This is a genomic window from Serratia sp. HNCC26DJ206 (assembly GCF_057180605.1).
The window spans coordinates 1-14,793 of sequence record NZ_JBXUGP010000026.1 but is presented as its reverse complement, the minus strand read 5'-3'; the positions used below and the strand labels follow the sequence as shown (position 1 = coordinate 14,793).

Genomic DNA, 14,793 nt, shown 5'->3' with positions numbered 1-14,793 from the left:
ATATGAAATTGCAGCAACTGCGTTACATCGTAGAAGTGGTGAATCATAACCTGAACGTCTCTTCTACGGCAGAAGGCCTTTATACCTCTCAACCGGGTATCAGTAAGCAGGTGAGAATGCTGGAAGATGAGCTCGGCATCCAGATTTTTGCCCGTAGCGGTAAGCACCTTACTCAGGTGACGCCCGCTGGCTTGGAAATCATTAGTATTGCTCGCGAAGTATTATCCAAAGTCGATGCGATTAAAGCCGTTGCTGGCGAGCATACCTATCCTGATAAAGGTTCGCTATACGTTGCCACCACGCATACCCAAGCACGCTATGCGCTACCCAACGTGATTAAAGGCTTTATTGAGCGTTATCCGCGTGTGTCGTTGCACATGCACCAAGGTTCGCCGACGCAGATCGCCGAAGCGGTGTCCAAAGGTTCCGCCGATTTTGCCATCGCCACCGAAGCGCTGCACCTGTACGACGACTTAATCATGCTGCCGTGCTACCACTGGAACCGCGCGGTAGTTGTGAAGCCCGATCATCCTTTGGCTGGAAAGAGCCACATCACCATTGAAGAGTTAGCGGCTTACCCGATCGTTACCTATACCTTTGGTTTTACCGGCCGTTCTGAGCTGGATACCGCTTTTAACCGTGCCGGGCTGACGCCGCGCATCGTGTTTACCGCTACCGATGCTGATGTGATAAAAACCTACGTGCGTTTGGGGCTAGGGGTAGGGGTGATTGCCAGCATGGCGGTGGATCCGGTACAGGATCCCGATCTGGTCACCCTGAATGCGAGCGATATCTTTACCTACAGCACCACCAAGATCGGTTTCCGCCGCAGTACTTTCCTGCGCAGCTATATGTATGATTTTATTCAGCGCTTTGCGCCACACCTGACTCGTGACGTGGTGGATACCGCCGTGGCGCTGCGTTCGAATGAAGACATTGAAGCCATGTTCCAGGATATCAAGCTGCCAGTAAAATAATCTCTACTGCGGGCCGGTATTTTACCGGCCCGTTTTTCATCCCATCCCCTTTGCCCCGCAATACCCCGCACGTTGGATTTAATTCTGTTGTTATAAAAATGTTAAAACCGAGTCTGTGTTATCTTTAAACAGACCTCAGTAATTACCCTGTTTTGACATAATAAAAATGGAGGAGCTATGTCACCCAATCTGCGTGAAACAAGTATGGATAAGCTGGTGGTGCTGAATAGTGAGTATCACTACTACAGCCTGCCACTGGCGGCCAGACAGTTAGGGGATATTGACCGGCTGCCGAAATCAATGAAGGTGCTGTTGGAAAATCTGCTGCGCCATGTGGATGGCGACACGGTGCAGGAGGGCGATTTGCAGGCGCTCGTCAGTTGGCTGCAAACCGGCCATGCCGATCGTGAGATTGCCTACCGCCCGGCGCGTGTGCTGATGCAGGACTTTACCGGCGTTCCGGCGGTGGTGGATCTGGCAGCGATGCGCGAGGCGGTGCAGCGCCTGGGGGGTAACGTCGATCAGGTAAATCCGCTATCACCGGTGGATCTGATAATCGACCACTCGGTTACCGTCGATGAGTTTGGCGATGACGGTGCCTTTACCGAGAACGTGCGCATTGAAATGGAGCGCAACCACGAACGTTACACTTTCCTGCGCTGGGGGCAGAAAGCCTTCAACCGCTTTCGCGTAGTGCCGCCGGGCACCGGCATTTGTCACCAGGTTAACCTGGAATATCTGGGGCAAACCGTCTGGCATACCGAAGAGAACGGCCAGCGTATTGCATACCCGGATACCTTGGTCGGCACCGATTCTCACACCACCATGATTAACGGCCTGGGCATTCTTGGCTGGGGCGTAGGGGGGATCGAAGCGGAAGCCGCGATGCTGGGCCAGCCGGTGTCGATGCTGATCCCTGACGTTGTCGGTTTTAAACTGACCGGCAAATTGAGCGAAGGGATCACTGCCACTGACTTGGTGTTGACCGTCACCCAAATGCTGCGCAAGCACGGGGTGGTGGGTAAATTTGTTGAGTTTTACGGTGACGGGTTGGCCGATTTACCGCTGGCGGATCGTGCCACTATCGCCAATATGTCACCAGAATTCGGCGCGACCTGCGGTTTCTTCCCTGTGGACGACGTCACCCTGGGTTATTTGAAGTTAAGTGGCCGCAGCGCCGAGCAAATCGCTCTGGTAGAAGCCTATGCCAAAGCGCAAGGGATGTGGCGTAATCCTGGCGACGAACCGGTCTTCACCAGCACTCTGGCCTTGGATATGTCGACGGTTGAAGCCAGCCTGGCAGGGCCTAAGCGCCCGCAGGATCGCGTCGCCTTGCCACAGGTGCCGCAAGCGTTTAATGCAGCCACTGAACTGGAGTTAGGCAGCCAGAAAGATAAGCTGCAAACCAAGAGCTTCACGCTGAACGGCCAGCAGCACGAGCTGCATACCGGTGCGGTGGTGATCGCGGCAATCACTTCCTGTACCAACACCTCCAACCCAAGCGTGATGATGGCCGCTGGTTTACTGGCGAAAAAAGCGGTAGAGAAGGGCTTAAAAACCAAGCCTTGGGTGAAAACCTCGCTGGCTCCTGGCTCCAAGGTGGTCACTGAATATTTCAACAGCGCCAAACTGACACCGTATCTGGAGGCATTGGGTTTCAATCTGGTGGGCTACGGTTGCACCACCTGCATTGGCAACTCCGGGCCGTTGCCTGAGCCGATTGAGCAGGCCATTAAAGCTGGCGATCTCACCGTGGGTGCCGTGCTGTCCGGCAACCGCAACTTCGAAGGGCGAATCCATCCGCTGGTGAAAACCAACTGGCTGGCCTCACCGCCGCTGGTGGTGGCTTATGCGCTGGCGGGTAACATGAAGGTCGATCTGACCAAGGATCCGCTGGGGGAAGGGCATGACGGCAAGCCGGTCTATCTGAAAGATATCTGGCCAACCGGTAAAGAAATTGCTCAGGCGGTGGAGGAGGTGCGCACTGAGATGTTCCACAAGGAATATAGCGAAGTGTTTAATGGTGATGCGAACTGGCAGTCGATCCAGGTTACCGGTTCGGCGACCTATCAGTGGCAAGCGGATTCTACCTATATTCGCCATCCGCCATTCTTCAGCACCATGAAAGCGCAACCGGACCCGGTGCAGGACATCAAAAACGCCCGTATTCTGGCGATCCTGGCAGATTCAGTCACCACTGACCATATCTCGCCTGCGGGTAATATCAAAAGCGACAGCCCGGCAGGGCGTTACCTGAGCGAGCGCGGCGTTGAGGTGAATGACTTCAACTCTTACGGTTCACGCCGTGGCAACCACGAAGTGATGATGCGCGGGACTTTCGCCAATATTCGTATCCGCAACGAAATGGTACCGGGCGTAGAAGGGGGCTATACCCGCCATCTTCCGTCGCAAAATCAGATGTCGATCTATGACGCCGCCATGCAGTATCAGCAAGAGCAGGTGCCGCTGGCGGTGATTGCTGGTAAAGAATACGGCTCCGGCTCCAGCCGCGACTGGGCGGCCAAAGGCCCGCGTTTGCTGGGCGTGCGTGTGGTGATCGCTGAATCCTTCGAGCGCATTCACCGTTCTAACCTGATTGGTATGGGCATTCTGCCGCTGGAGTTCCCGCAGGGGATGACGCGTAAAATGCTGGGGTTGACGGGAGAAGAGCAGATCAGCATCAGTGGTTTGCAGGCCCTGACGCCGGGCCAGACGGTGCCGGTGCATATCACCTATGCCGATGGTCGGCATGAGGTGGTGAATACCCGCTGCCGTATTGATACGGGCAATGAGTTAACCTACTACCAAAACGATGGCATTTTGCACTATGTGATCCGCAAGATGCTGTAGAAATATTCAGGGCGCCGCGATGGCGCCCTGAATGAATGTTTCATCACCAGCAGTTACTTATCCAGCAAATGCCCCATTTTGGCGGCCTTGGTGGACAGGTAGCGTTCATTTTTCGGGTTACGGCCAACGATCAACGGCACGCGTTCGGTGATGTTGATACCCGCCTCGGTCAGGATCTCAACCTTTTTCGGGTTGTTGGTCAGCAGGCGCACGGCATTCACACCCAACAGTTTGAACATGTCGGAACACAGGGTGAAGTCACGCTCATCCGCAGCGAAACCGAGCTGATGGTTGGCTTCTACCGTATCCGCCCCTTTATCTTGGAGGGCATAGGCACGGATCTTATTCAGCAGACCGATGTTACGGCCTTCTTGGCGGTGATAGAGCAGAATGCCACGCCCTTCTTCCGCGATGCGCTCCAGCGCCGCTTCCAGTTGAAAACCACAGTCACAGCGCAGGCTGAACAACGCGTCGCCGGTTAAACACTCGGAATGGACGCGTGAGAGTACCGGTATTTCGCCGGAAATATCACCGAACACCAGCGCCAGATGATCTTGCCCGGTTGCCAGTTCTTCGAATCCCACCATCAGGAAATCACCCCATGGCGTTGGCAGTTTGGCTTCTGCCACTCGTTTAAGCTGCATGTTACTCTCCACTGACTTTGCACCCCCCGTCAATGCGGGGGATTTCTTATTAAAACTTGCATGACCCAGGCTTGGCTGTAGGGCAATGATATTACCCTCATTCTGCATAAAATGCGTTGCAAATGTGTGCTGGCGCACATTTGCAACTTGTCTGGCAGGATATGGGTAAGCCGCTGCGGGATATGGCCGCCGCTGTCACTTCCTGGGCTTCTACGTGGCGTATTCCGCAGTTTAAATCTCTCGGTGTGCCAACCATGGGCGCTTACCGCGAGTGCCGTGCTGATTGCTTGCGCCGGATTAGCTTGGCCGAGACTTTTGACGAGCGAGTCGAAGCGGTTCGCGCGGCGGCTTCTGCCGGTGACTTTGCGGCGTACATTGCCGGGCAGGGTGGTGCAAATGTCCCGCGTGACGTTCAGACAGTACGTGTCGCGCGCAAGGTGGCCGATGAGCCGAACGCCTATGATGAAGAGGTGCAGAAGGTGGTCGGTATCTTCGCGCCGCATCTTGGCTCTGGTCACTTATTTGAAACCCATACAACAGAATGGCGCATTGTCCGTAAAGCCGTTGACGTTGATTTAGATCTTTTGACTTCAAAAAGCGCCTCTGGCGCGCCTCGGAGTCCTGTCAATAACTGTGGGGAGGTTCAGCGAGAACAGAGCCAGTTTTGCAGATTGCGCCGCCTGAGTACGTCACGGCGGTGATGAAGTTGATTGAGAGCGGTGGTGTTAGCTGGGATGATCCCGACGTCGCCAAGGTGCTCAAGGACGCTGTGAGGGGGCAATTACCAAAGGCCAGCAGTGCACCAAAAGCCGCGATAAATCACGAGTTGGTGCTCCTCAGCTCGCCTGACGTCGGCGGAACGTGACCGTATTCCTAAAATCCGTCTGGATCTGGAGCGGAATGGTATCACTTCCGAGTCCTGGTATTTGTGGGTTTTAGCTCGCGGGGGTAGAGTTAGTTTTGACGGCAAGCAGTATTCATATCCTGCCCTCGATGAGTGGCCGGGATTTTGTGAGGAAATGTAAAAGGTACGCCATATGAAAATTACATTTCATAGCCTATAGGGATGGAAGGGCGAGTGATATATGGTTTATCATCAGGGGCTATACTCACTGCACAACGGATTGTTAGAATGTCAAAAGTAGATGATTGGGCCTCAAGATCTGCGAATTTTTCACAGATTGGTATTTTAGGTTTGGCTGTTTTTGGTTATTTCTACACGGTTTTGCCTATTTATCAAAAAGCGCTTCTTGATGAGGAAATTGCAAAGAAAACATTAGAAATTGACACAAAAGACAAGTTATTGGTTGGCTTAAATAAATCGCTAAATGAAAAAACAATAGAGCTTGATAAATTGTCTGGAGAGGTTGGGAGAGCAAGGGAGGAAGCGGAGTCTGCAAAAAAAGATTTTAAATCTATACAGGTGAAATACACCAAGCAATATTCTGAGTTGAGAGGTCACTTGCTGTCTCAGTTTATGCTTATTGCAAGTAACAAGTGTAATAATGTTAGTTTGGCGGTCAAGGAAATGAATGACTGCTTGATTAATAAAGTTGTTAACACCAAGGAGTTAAGTGAGCTTAACTCAAATGATGTAAAGAAATTAAATCGAGTAATAAATTCCGAGTTGCCAGGGTTAATTGATAGGTTGAATACGGCGGAAATTAATAAAAATGAAAGGCTAAAAATGAAAGAGGAAAAAATAAAGGAGGCTAACAAAATCTGTGAAATAGAGAAAGCTAAAAAGGAATACAGTGATGAAACTGATAAAATACTTGTAAATTACAACTGTCAAAGTGTTCTTATTAAGTTGAGTGGTGAGGAAGCATCAATAAAAATGAAGTCCTATTTCGAAAAAGAGGGGATTATGAATGATTTCTTAAGCTCCGTTGCGACCAGGACTATTAATTAAGTTTGTCTGGAGGTTTTTTTATTTTGGGGAGGTAGCAAGGTTATTACAGTGAAAAATCAATTTTTACGTTACCAAGTTCTACGGTTTGCAATTTTTCGTGTAAGAATTGGTGGTTCGATATTGTAAGAAGGGGCTCAATTATGAAATAATCTTATGAAAAGAATATAATTGTGCTCACTGAGGAATATTTGATGCATTTCTCTTTATCAACTCATGCATTCAAAATGCATCATAATGCATGAGTAATGTATTTAGGGATTTTGTGTTTCAGGCCAGCACTAGTGCGGCCTTGACTGGGTCAGGCAATTGCATGAAAATCGACACCCGAAGCGGGCAGGCGTGGCGGGGATAGCATTGCGCGCAGGCGGTGTTACGTCATTTGAAAATCGCCGTCAGCGGCTTGTGACAACGATTTATCATCGCATCTAAATCCCCTTAACATCAGTGATGTGGGGCAATAGCGACGCTCTCAGAGCGTGGCAGAATGGTCGGCTTATGTTGCCCCCTCATCATCCTGGTAACACCATCAGGAACTGGTTGGACAGTTTAGGAATTAAACCATGATCAGTAACACACTGAAAATTGGCGGTCATATCGCTGTGATCAGCTTTGACTCGGAGATCAAAATGTTTCGGGGCGAGTTTATTGGGCTGAATGGCGGTGCAGATTTTTATGCCGACAGCGTGGCAGAACTCAAAAAAGAAGGGGTTACCTCACTTGCGCTCTTCCTAGATGAGTGCCGGGAAGACGGTATTGAGCCGTATAAAACCTACAGCGGCAAAGTGACCACCCGCCTCTCGCCAGCCAGAAGCGGACGTGGGTTCAGTCATGGTATGCTAATTAATGGAAAGTAGATTGTTTCGATTACTCAATAGATTAAAGATGTTAATTTTATTACAAACCGATTATTATAATAAAATGATTACCAAATAATATTACATTTATAGTTGTTACTAACAGGGAATAACTAAATGCTTGCTGGAAATGATTTACATGCAGAGTTGAGTTTAGGGAATGTTTTCGATCTAACTAATGCCAACGTGTCAAACTTCAAGGTGCAACCTTCAAGCATTGACTTAACAATAAAATTAATTCACATCCCTGAAAATAATAAAACAAAAAAATCCCATTCAATTGCTCCAGGTGAAACTGTTATCTTGGAAATTAATGAGGTATTTTCATTATCAAATGAAATTTCTGGCATTGTATTTCCTAAAAACACTCTATCGAAAAATGGAGTTATAATGACAAACCCCGGTCATGTTGACCCAGGATACAAAGGAATAATCACTTTATATCTTGTGAACATGTCCAAGGAAACCTTTAACCTAAGAGAGCAAGATGCAGTAGCAAGACTGTTGTTATTCAAGACATCATCCATGACGTCAGGATATCAGGGGAGTTCAGTTACACGGGTTGATGAAGATCAATTGAGCAGGATGGGTAAAGACTTCGCTGGATTAAATACGCGAATAATTTTTGCACTTGGGAAGGTATTGTCAAAATGGTCCGTAAGACTTTTTGTCCTAGTTGCCATAATGATTTCTATTGTTGGATTGGCAGTACCAGTATCATTTACAATAATATCATCATATTTGGATAATACAAAAGATTTAAAACAAAGCATCAAACAACAAGAGGAAAAAATAGAAAATTTAAACAAAGAAATCATACTTCTAAATTCACGAGAGCCAAAGCAAAGTGCTACAATCTCCACAAGAGCTGTTAAATGATGGTTATGAAATGATAAAAATTGCAGAGTTATCAATAAGATGTATTTCCCACCCGAATTTTGAGCAAGACGTTTTCACAGACTTCCTCAATGAAAACGGTCTCACTTGGGTCCAGAAAGGAGTTGCCACTGATGCCGAACACCTTGTTGAAGCTTCTGGGCGACTCTGTTACATGTCTTTTGGGGAGTTAAATCAATCTCCGAAGAATAGCGCTCAATATATAATGAATTTAATTGATCAAGGACATGAAAGTGTGCTTGAGCATTTAAACTGGACTTTTCTAATTACTGGTGTTTCTAGAGCTTTTACGCACCAACTAGTTCGTCACCGTGCGGGGTTTTCTTATAGCCAATTATCCCAGCAATACCATGACGAATCTGACGCTGAATTTGTAGTTCCAATTGAGGTAAAAAACAATCCTGAGCTTTTTGATGCGTGGAAAAAACACATTGAAACTTGCCTTGAGTTTTATAAATTGTCTCTATTAAATATAAAAATTAATCAGAAAATGGATGACTACTCTAAAAAGGAAAGTATGAGGGCGCTAAGAAGTGCATCGAGATCAATATTACCGAATGCAACAGAAACAAAAATTATTGTTACTGCTAACGCACGGGCCATTCGCCATTTTCTAAAAATGCGAGGTTCTCTGGATGGTGATTCTGAAATGAGAATGGTTTCTGAGAAAATATATAGCATAGTTAGCCATGACGCTCCAGCCTTATTTCAAGACTTTAAAGTCTTAAATGGAAAAACTTGTAATGCTAAAGTGGTGAATTTAAAAAAATAGAGTTGTTTACCATATAAAAAATCGTAAATACTAATTGATTATGCGCTTGAAGATCCAGCGTGGAAGGAACAAGCGCAAAAATACCACCAAGATATATGACACCTCCTAAATATTTCACACTGACTAGTTTCCCATTAATAAAAGTACTGCTGAGATTTATTTTTTTGCACTATAAGTCTACCTATTTAGGTGGTGAGCTTCAATAGCTTGCCGGTGACGCTCAGGCGCTTCTCTAAAAAGGCGTTACCGAACACCAGATAATCCAGCACAAAGCGGCTGAAATCCTGTTGTGAAAGCAACGGGTGCGGGAGATAGGTGCTTGCCAATACGTTACGTTTGACGTAAATCGGCGAGCTGTGATGGACGGCGGCGCGCAGGCTTTTCGCCAACCCGGCAAAGCTCACCGGCGGCTCTATCCATTTACCGTTACCGATGCACTCGGTGTAATCCAGAATGTCACGCCTGTCCAGTACCGGCGACGGTTCGCCAAAGGTGAACGCCTGCGTCGTCTGCACCGGCTGTGCGGCTGTCACTGTCGTCTTGCGGCGGTTGCGTTTACTCATGGGTTAATCTCCAGAATGGACTTGGACGGCTGGCCGTTGGCGGCGGTGAGGGGTTCGTTTAACAGCGCGTGCATGGTGGCCCATGCCACGTCGGCGTGGCTGGCTTCCTCGCTGCGGCTGGCTTCATAGGTAGCGCTGCGACCGCTGGCGGTCATGGTTTTGCGTATGGCCATAAACGACTTGGTGATGTCGGTGTGGGCGATATCGTACTCCAGGCGGCCACTGCCAATCGTGTCTTTGGCTTTCAGTACCATGGCGGTCTTGACCTCCGGGCTGTAGCGGATTTCCCGCGCTGCCGGGTAGAACGCCCGCACCAGTTGGAACACCCCCTGATCGATGCCGGTGGCATCGATACCGATGTACTCAACGCAGTATTTCTTTGTCAGGGTTTCGATAGCCTCGGCCTGCGCGGCAAAGTCCATGCCTTTCCACTGATGGCGCTCCAGAATGCGGAATTTGCCGCCCGCCACCATCGGCGGGGCCAGTACCACACACCCGGCGCTGTCGCCCGTGTGTGACGGGTCATAACCTACCCACACCGGGCGGTCACCGAAAGGTCGCGCGGCAAAGGGGGTTACGTCCGTCCACTCTTCCAGGTTGTCCACCATGCAACATTGCAGCTCCTCGAACGGGAATACCGAGGCGTTATCGTCCACGAATTCGCACATAAACAGATTGCGGAAATCGTCGGCGCTGTTTTCACGTTTCAGCGTATCCAGGTCAAACAAATCACAGCCACTGGCGAGCGCGTCCTCAATGGTGACAATCTGCCGCCACTGGCCGTCGGCGCACAGTTTCCCTGCGGCTAACGCGCTGTGGCTAATGTCGATTTCCACATGTTCTTTGGTGCTTTTGCGACCCTTGTTGAACAGTTCGCCCGACCAGAACGGATGCAGCTCTATGTTAATGGTGAGTTGGTGAGTGAATGGGATGAATGAATTTAAACCGTTCGATGACAGGCTGGCGGGACTGATTGCCAGCCTGTCATCGGCCAGTCGCCGCAAGATGGCCGCCGAGATTGCCAAGCGGTTACGCACCCGCCAACAGCAACGCATCAAGCGCCAACAAGCCCCCGATGGCACCCCGTATGCCAGCCGTAAACGCCAGCCAGTACGCGGCAAGAAAGGGCGGGTTAAGCGCGCGATGTTCACCAAGATGCGCACCAACCGCTACATGGCGGCTAGCGGTAGCAGTAATGAGGCGACGGTGGCGTTTATTGGGTGCGTGCAACGTATCGCACGGGTGCATCAGGAGGGGTTACGGGACAGACCAAACCGCCACAGCAAAGACGTACAGTATGAGGTGCGGCCATTGTTGGGACTTAGTAAGACAGATGGGGAATGTGTGAAGGTGGTTATCTTGTCCTATTTGAAAAATCTTGAGTGTTTTTCTTAAATCAAAGGTTTCTTTTGACTAAAAAAACACCTTATTGGGCATATTTTGAACAATCACGTGGACCAATCTAGTAAGCTCATGGACTGATAATATATTATATCTAATTGATATATAATAATTAAAAAATTTTATTCCAATCTTTTATTTCTAGAAAAACTATGTCTTTGCTGCTTGTGCCGCGCTCTTCTACTCCACATAATCATCTCAAACACAACTGAGAGGATTATTTATGAACGCAGATAAGCTCATTTTGCTCCTGCAAACAATCATCAGCGCAGCACCACAAATTACCCTGATGCTGCTCGCTTTCGGTATCGCGGTTATCAGTATTGTTCTGTTAAGGATGCTCTGATGATTTTCCATTGGGTACCGATCCCCGCGTTTTTTATCCGTTTCGATGGACTGAAAAGGTTGAACCCTAGGCAACCTTCTAGGGACATTGCAGCTATGAAGTTGTATATACTTTTCGCTATCAAGATTAAGACACATGGAGTATGTGACGGGGTTTCACTGACCTACGACGAAATGACAGAAATGGCAGGGCTAAGTCGCACTCTAGTTAGTTCCGGCATAAAACGGTTACAGGTACTAAACTTGATAGCCGTAGATGGAGCTAAAAAGAAACGATACATGTTTATGCAGGATGCAAATTATAAGGGCTGGACTAAGATCCCTGCTCGACCTTTGCTTGACGTAAGGGGAGTCATTACTGCTTTTGCCTCGTTCCATAATCGTTATGATTATGAGCTAAACGCATTGAAACTTTTTCTTTACCTACTATTTATTCGCTCTAACTATAAATCATTTTCAGTTGTGACAAACGCCAAGATTTATCAAAAAACCGGCATGACGTATTCTGAGATACATGCTGCAATTGGCTTCATGAAAGCCTGTGGGTTGTTGATAAACAGAGAGCTGGAAAACGAAGGCGGAAACCAACTCTATGAAGACGATGATAATATGCAAGCTTACCGCTACGAGTTGCTTGGGGAACGCATGTTGGTCAAAGGCTCTGTCACGTCAGAAATCGATAATAACGATGTAACTGATTTCTAGAGTTTCATAACGGTGGTGAGGCTGGAGCCCCAAATGTCCTCCTTTAATTTTTATTATTTGGTCCGTGAGCGAATGAAATGAATGAATTCGCTATATGCAGGCCAGCGGCAGCGCCAACGAGGCGACGGTGGCGTTTATCGGGCGCGTGCAGCGGATTGCGCGAGTGCATCAGGAGGGGTTGCGGGATCGGCCAAATCGGCATAGCCAAGAGGTGAGGTACCATGCAAGGTATCTATTTGGCTTTAGTGAATGTTAAAAAGCCAATATTGAAAATAAAATTTATGAGATTATTTTCAAGTGATAATATGATTTCTTGGTTTTTTTCTTAAGTTTTTAATTTTGCATGCTAGAGTTTTTAAATTCAGATTGGTAAAGAGCGGGCGAGATTATGAGTGACAAACTAATAGAAAAGAACGGTGGGTTTTATCTGGTTGATTCTGTAGGGGAAGAACTTGTTGATCAAGAGAGTGCCCTATTTGACGTTATGGAACGTATCTGGCTGTTCGACGCTGAAGACATCCCAGAGGGCTTTTTTTTAAATTACCATGGGATATCCTCAAGCAAGTTTGATGTCATTTTTTTTGATATTATAAAGCAACACGGTCAATTAAAGGTGACCTTTGGTGTTGATGTGAAGCTAATAGAGTGGGACTATCCATTTAGAGTAAATGAATTTATTAAGGTTCTTACTAAAAAATCTGTCGAGAATGGGCTTGAAGTTCGTAATGAAATAGAGGAAATGAATAGCTGTGTATATATCGACTTTGATTACTATCTGGTCTCTGGTAAAGCGGCGGTATTGAAAATTTCGGCCCTAGTGAAAATAAAAGAAATAATTAATTTGACAGTCCGTGAGTTGATTGAGCCTTTTTATGGTTCAGCTATCACTAAAAGATTTAACTTCCCGGATGAATATAAATCAATATGTTGCCAGTATTTGGTTTGGTTCGGAGAGTTGCTGAGTATTCTTGGCTTCAATGCTTTAGTTTCATCTGAAAACAAAAGTGATGGGAGTACCATGCTATACATTACTCAGGAAAGTGATGCTAATATAAAGAGAGAGATAGAGAGTTTGCTTCATCAATATTTGTTTGCCCCTTATTTAGATTACTCCTTTGACAAATCAATCTTACTTTCTACTGAGGAAAGGTTTTTCCACCAAAGTGTTTTGTTTCAAGTGGAGAACTTTAAAAATCAAATAGCGATGAAAGATAGTATTATTGAGTATAAAAATGCCACAATACATATGCTCCAAAGTCGAGTTGATGAAATGAAAGGGAAGTTATTATTGGTTGATTGTATGCAGAGGGATAAGGGAGATATAGAGATTTTAGATGGGGTTTTGAAGATTGGTGAATTTAAATGGCAGGGATTGAAATTTAGCCCGCGTAAATTAATAAGCATGGTAAAGAAAATAAAAAACAAGTGAAAAGTTTTTGGAGTTGTTGTATAGAGTACATGGATATATGCGTCATATGTCCATGTGGAGCCTGTCCATAACTCTGTGTAACTGCCAACCTATTAAAGGTGACCGTCTAAGCGGTCACCGAACTCGATAATAAAACGACTCATCGCCAACCGCCAGTTCTGGATCGGCATATTCCATTTTTTCGACGCCGCCTGGATTGCCAGATAAATCACTTTTCGCACTGAGTCGTCTGTCGGGAATACTTTACGCTTCTTAATCGCCTGCCGGATCACGCTGTTCAGCGATTCGATAGCATTGGTCGTGTAGATGGCCTTGCGGATATCCGCGGGATAACCGAAGAACGTGTTGAGATTTTCCCAGTGAGTACGCCAGCTTTTGCTGATTTGCGGGTATTTCTCATCCCAGACGCCTGCGAACTTGTCCAACGCCATCAGAGCCGCTTCCTCTGTTGGAGCCTGGTACACCGTTTTCAACCCACTGGTGACCGCTTTATAGTCTTTCCACGACACATACTTCAGGCTGTTACGCACCATGTGGATAATGCACAGCTGGATGTGAGTTTGCGGATAGACGCTGTTTATCGCATCGGGGAAGCCTTTCAGGCCATCCACACAAGCAATCAGGATGTCTTGAAGACCCCTATTTTTCAGCTCGGTCAAGACGTTGAGCCAGAACTTGGCCCCTTCATTCTCGGCCAGCCACATGCCCAGAAGCTCTTTTTTGCCCTCGGTCTTAATCCCCAGGGCCAGGAACACTGCCTTGTTAATGACGCTACCATTGTGGAATCGACGGTCATATTGCCGTGATCAGCTTTGACCCGGAGATCGAAATGTTCCGGGGCGAGTTTATCGGGCTGAATGGTGGGGCAGATTTTTACGCCTACAGCGTGGAAGAGCTCAAAAAAGAAGGGGCCACCTCACTGGCGATCTTCCTGGATGAGTGCCGGAAAGACGGTATTGCGCCGTATAAAACCTACAGCGGCAAAGTAACTACCCGCCTCTCGCCAGAACGCCATCAGGCGTTAGCAGTAGCGGCACAGGCGACCGGGCAATCCATCAATGAATTGCTTAATGAAGGTGTTGATCTGGTTATCGAAAAGCACTCTTAATCCCGCGCAAATAAATACCCTCCTGCTATGCCGGAGGATATTTATTCGAAATGTGGTCACTGCGGGGATTTCTTATTAAAACTTGCATGACTCAGGCTTGGCTGCTGTAGGGAAATGATATTACCCTCATTCTGCATAAAATGCGTTGCGAATGTGTGCTGGCGCACATTCGCAACTCGTCTGGCAGGTAAGTCGGGTTTTGTTGATTTGAGCGTAGTTCTTGCATGCTGGCAATACGGGAACTACAGCGGCAACGTACTCATCCAGTCGTACTGGTAGAGTTCAACAACAGAGCTGGAATCAAAACAGTTGGCAGGCAGGGCTATAGCCCTGCCT

General features: G+C 47.6%; 13 protein-coding genes and 4 pseudogenes. 13 read left to right on the top strand and 4 right to left on the bottom strand.

What is annotated here, in order from left to right:
* The first annotated feature begins 2 nt into the window (after positions 1–2).
* Together cysB and acnA are read left to right on the top strand one after the other, a co-directional pair.
* Complete coding sequence (gene cysB / locus AC2A1E_RS17380) at positions 3–977, top strand: HTH-type transcriptional regulator CysB (RefSeq protein WP_484384789.1); 975 nt, start codon at positions 3–5, stop codon at positions 975–977.
* 177 nt (positions 978–1,154) lie between these two features.
* Positions 1,155–3,827, top strand: coding sequence for an aconitate hydratase AcnA (gene acnA / locus AC2A1E_RS17375; RefSeq protein ID WP_484384788.1), 2,673 nt, complete (start codon positions 1,155–1,157; stop codon positions 3,825–3,827).
* 53 nt (positions 3,828–3,880) lie between these two features.
* On the opposite strand, the gene ribA is transcribed toward acnA, so the two are convergent.
* Positions 3,881–4,471 (bottom strand): GTP cyclohydrolase II, encoded by a 591-nt coding sequence (gene ribA, locus AC2A1E_RS17370; protein WP_459402595.1) that lies wholly within the window; start codon positions 4,469–4,471, stop codon positions 3,881–3,883.
* A gap of 122 nt (positions 4,472–4,593) precedes the next feature.
* On the opposite strand from ribA, the gene AC2A1E_RS17365 reads away from it, so the two are divergent.
* The 5 genes from AC2A1E_RS17365 to thyX all read left to right on the top strand — a co-directional run bounded on the left by AC2A1E_RS17365 (position 4,594) and on the right by thyX (position 8,906).
* Positions 4,594–5,172, top strand: a complete 579-nt coding sequence (locus AC2A1E_RS17365) for a hypothetical protein (RefSeq protein WP_484384787.1) — start codon at positions 4,594–4,596, stop codon at positions 5,170–5,172.
* 431 nt (positions 5,173–5,603) lie between these two features.
* Positions 5,604–6,383, top strand: coding sequence for a hypothetical protein (locus tag AC2A1E_RS17360; RefSeq protein ID WP_484384786.1), 780 nt, complete (start codon positions 5,604–5,606; stop codon positions 6,381–6,383).
* A 560-nt stretch (positions 6,384–6,943) separates the two neighbouring features.
* Positions 6,944–7,237, top strand: a complete 294-nt coding sequence (locus tag AC2A1E_RS17355; protein ID WP_484384785.1) for a type II toxin-antitoxin system HicB family antitoxin — start codon at positions 6,944–6,946, stop codon at positions 7,235–7,237.
* A gap of 117 nt (positions 7,238–7,354) precedes the next feature.
* Complete coding sequence (locus AC2A1E_RS17350; protein ID WP_484384784.1) at positions 7,355–8,116, top strand: dCTP deaminase; 762 nt, start codon at positions 7,355–7,357, stop codon at positions 8,114–8,116.
* A 10-nt stretch (positions 8,117–8,126) separates the two neighbouring features.
* Positions 8,127–8,906 (top strand): FAD-dependent thymidylate synthase, encoded by a 780-nt coding sequence (gene thyX / locus AC2A1E_RS17345; RefSeq protein WP_484384783.1) that lies wholly within the window; start codon positions 8,127–8,129, stop codon positions 8,904–8,906.
* A gap of 188 nt (positions 8,907–9,094) precedes the next feature.
* Here thyX and AC2A1E_RS17340 read toward each other — a convergent pair.
* Positions 9,095–9,469 (bottom strand): annotated as a pseudogene (locus AC2A1E_RS17340) (phage portal protein); the annotation flags it as partial.
* Positions 9,466–10,362: pseudogene (locus AC2A1E_RS17335) on the bottom strand (phage terminase large subunit family protein); the annotation flags it as partial. The pseudogenes AC2A1E_RS17335 and AC2A1E_RS17340, both read right to left, overlap by 4 nt.
* A gap of 37 nt (positions 10,363–10,399) precedes the next feature.
* Between AC2A1E_RS17335 and AC2A1E_RS17330 the strand changes: the two are divergent.
* The 5 genes and pseudogenes from AC2A1E_RS17330 to AC2A1E_RS17310 all read left to right on the top strand — a co-directional run bounded on the left by AC2A1E_RS17330 (position 10,400) and on the right by AC2A1E_RS17310 (position 13,349).
* Complete coding sequence (locus AC2A1E_RS17330; protein WP_484384782.1) at positions 10,400–10,864, top strand: phage virion morphogenesis protein; 465 nt, start codon at positions 10,400–10,402, stop codon at positions 10,862–10,864.
* A gap of 229 nt (positions 10,865–11,093) precedes the next feature.
* Positions 11,094–11,216 carry a hypothetical protein gene (locus AC2A1E_RS17325; RefSeq protein WP_484384781.1) on the top strand — a complete coding sequence of 41 codons (123 nt, stop codon included), beginning with the start codon at positions 11,094–11,096 and terminating at the stop codon, positions 11,214–11,216.
* On the top strand, positions 11,216–11,920 hold the full coding sequence (locus AC2A1E_RS17320; RefSeq protein WP_484384780.1) for a hypothetical protein: 705 nt from the start codon (positions 11,216–11,218) through the stop codon (positions 11,918–11,920). Before AC2A1E_RS17325 ends, AC2A1E_RS17320 begins: the two co-directional genes overlap by 1 nt.
* Positions 11,921–12,008: 88 nt before the next feature.
* Positions 12,009–12,176: pseudogene (locus AC2A1E_RS17315) on the top strand (phage virion morphogenesis family protein); the annotation flags it as partial.
* Between the two features lie 132 nt (positions 12,177–12,308).
* Entirely contained in the window at positions 12,309–13,349 is a 1,041-nt protein-coding gene (locus AC2A1E_RS17310) for a hypothetical protein (protein WP_484384779.1), read from the top strand.
* Between the two features lie 92 nt (positions 13,350–13,441).
* Here the strand turns inward: AC2A1E_RS17310 and AC2A1E_RS17305 are convergent.
* Positions 13,442–14,128 (bottom strand): annotated as a pseudogene (locus AC2A1E_RS17305) (IS256 family transposase); the annotation flags it as partial.
* Positions 14,129–14,151: 23 nt separating this feature from the next.
* On the opposite strand from AC2A1E_RS17305, the gene AC2A1E_RS17300 reads away from it, so the two are divergent.
* Entirely contained in the window at positions 14,152–14,457 is a 306-nt protein-coding gene (locus tag AC2A1E_RS17300) for a type II toxin-antitoxin system HicB family antitoxin (RefSeq protein WP_484384778.1), read from the top strand.
* The last annotated feature ends 336 nt before the right edge of the window (positions 14,458–14,793 follow it).

Bases quoted from the DNA above. Each gene is read 5' to 3' on its own strand.
- ribA (WP_459402595.1), bottom strand. From the start codon at position 4,471: ATGCAGCTTAAACGAGTGGCAGAAGCCAAACTGCCAACGCCATGGGGT.
- acnA (WP_484384788.1), top strand. From the start codon at position 1,155: ATGTCACCCAATCTGCGTGAAACAAGTATGGATAAGCTGGTGGTGCTG.
- AC2A1E_RS17365 (WP_484384787.1), top strand. From the start codon at position 4,594: ATGTGTGCTGGCGCACATTTGCAACTTGTCTGGCAGGATATGGGTAAG.
- cysB (WP_484384789.1), top strand. From the start codon at position 3: ATGAAATTGCAGCAACTGCGTTACATCGTAGAAGTGGTGAATCATAAC.
- AC2A1E_RS17355 (WP_484384785.1), top strand. From the start codon at position 6,944: ATGATCAGTAACACACTGAAAATTGGCGGTCATATCGCTGTGATCAGC.
- AC2A1E_RS17350 (WP_484384784.1), top strand. From the start codon at position 7,355: ATGCTTGCTGGAAATGATTTACATGCAGAGTTGAGTTTAGGGAATGTT.
- AC2A1E_RS17325 (WP_484384781.1), top strand. From the start codon at position 11,094: ATGAACGCAGATAAGCTCATTTTGCTCCTGCAAACAATCATCAGCGCA.
- AC2A1E_RS17330 (WP_484384782.1), top strand. From the start codon at position 10,400: ATGAATGAATTTAAACCGTTCGATGACAGGCTGGCGGGACTGATTGCC.
- thyX (WP_484384783.1), top strand. From the start codon at position 8,127: ATGATAAAAATTGCAGAGTTATCAATAAGATGTATTTCCCACCCGAAT.
- AC2A1E_RS17310 (WP_484384779.1), top strand. From the start codon at position 12,309: ATGAGTGACAAACTAATAGAAAAGAACGGTGGGTTTTATCTGGTTGAT.
- AC2A1E_RS17360 (WP_484384786.1), top strand. From the start codon at position 5,604: ATGTCAAAAGTAGATGATTGGGCCTCAAGATCTGCGAATTTTTCACAG.
- AC2A1E_RS17320 (WP_484384780.1), top strand. From the start codon at position 11,216: ATGATTTTCCATTGGGTACCGATCCCCGCGTTTTTTATCCGTTTCGAT.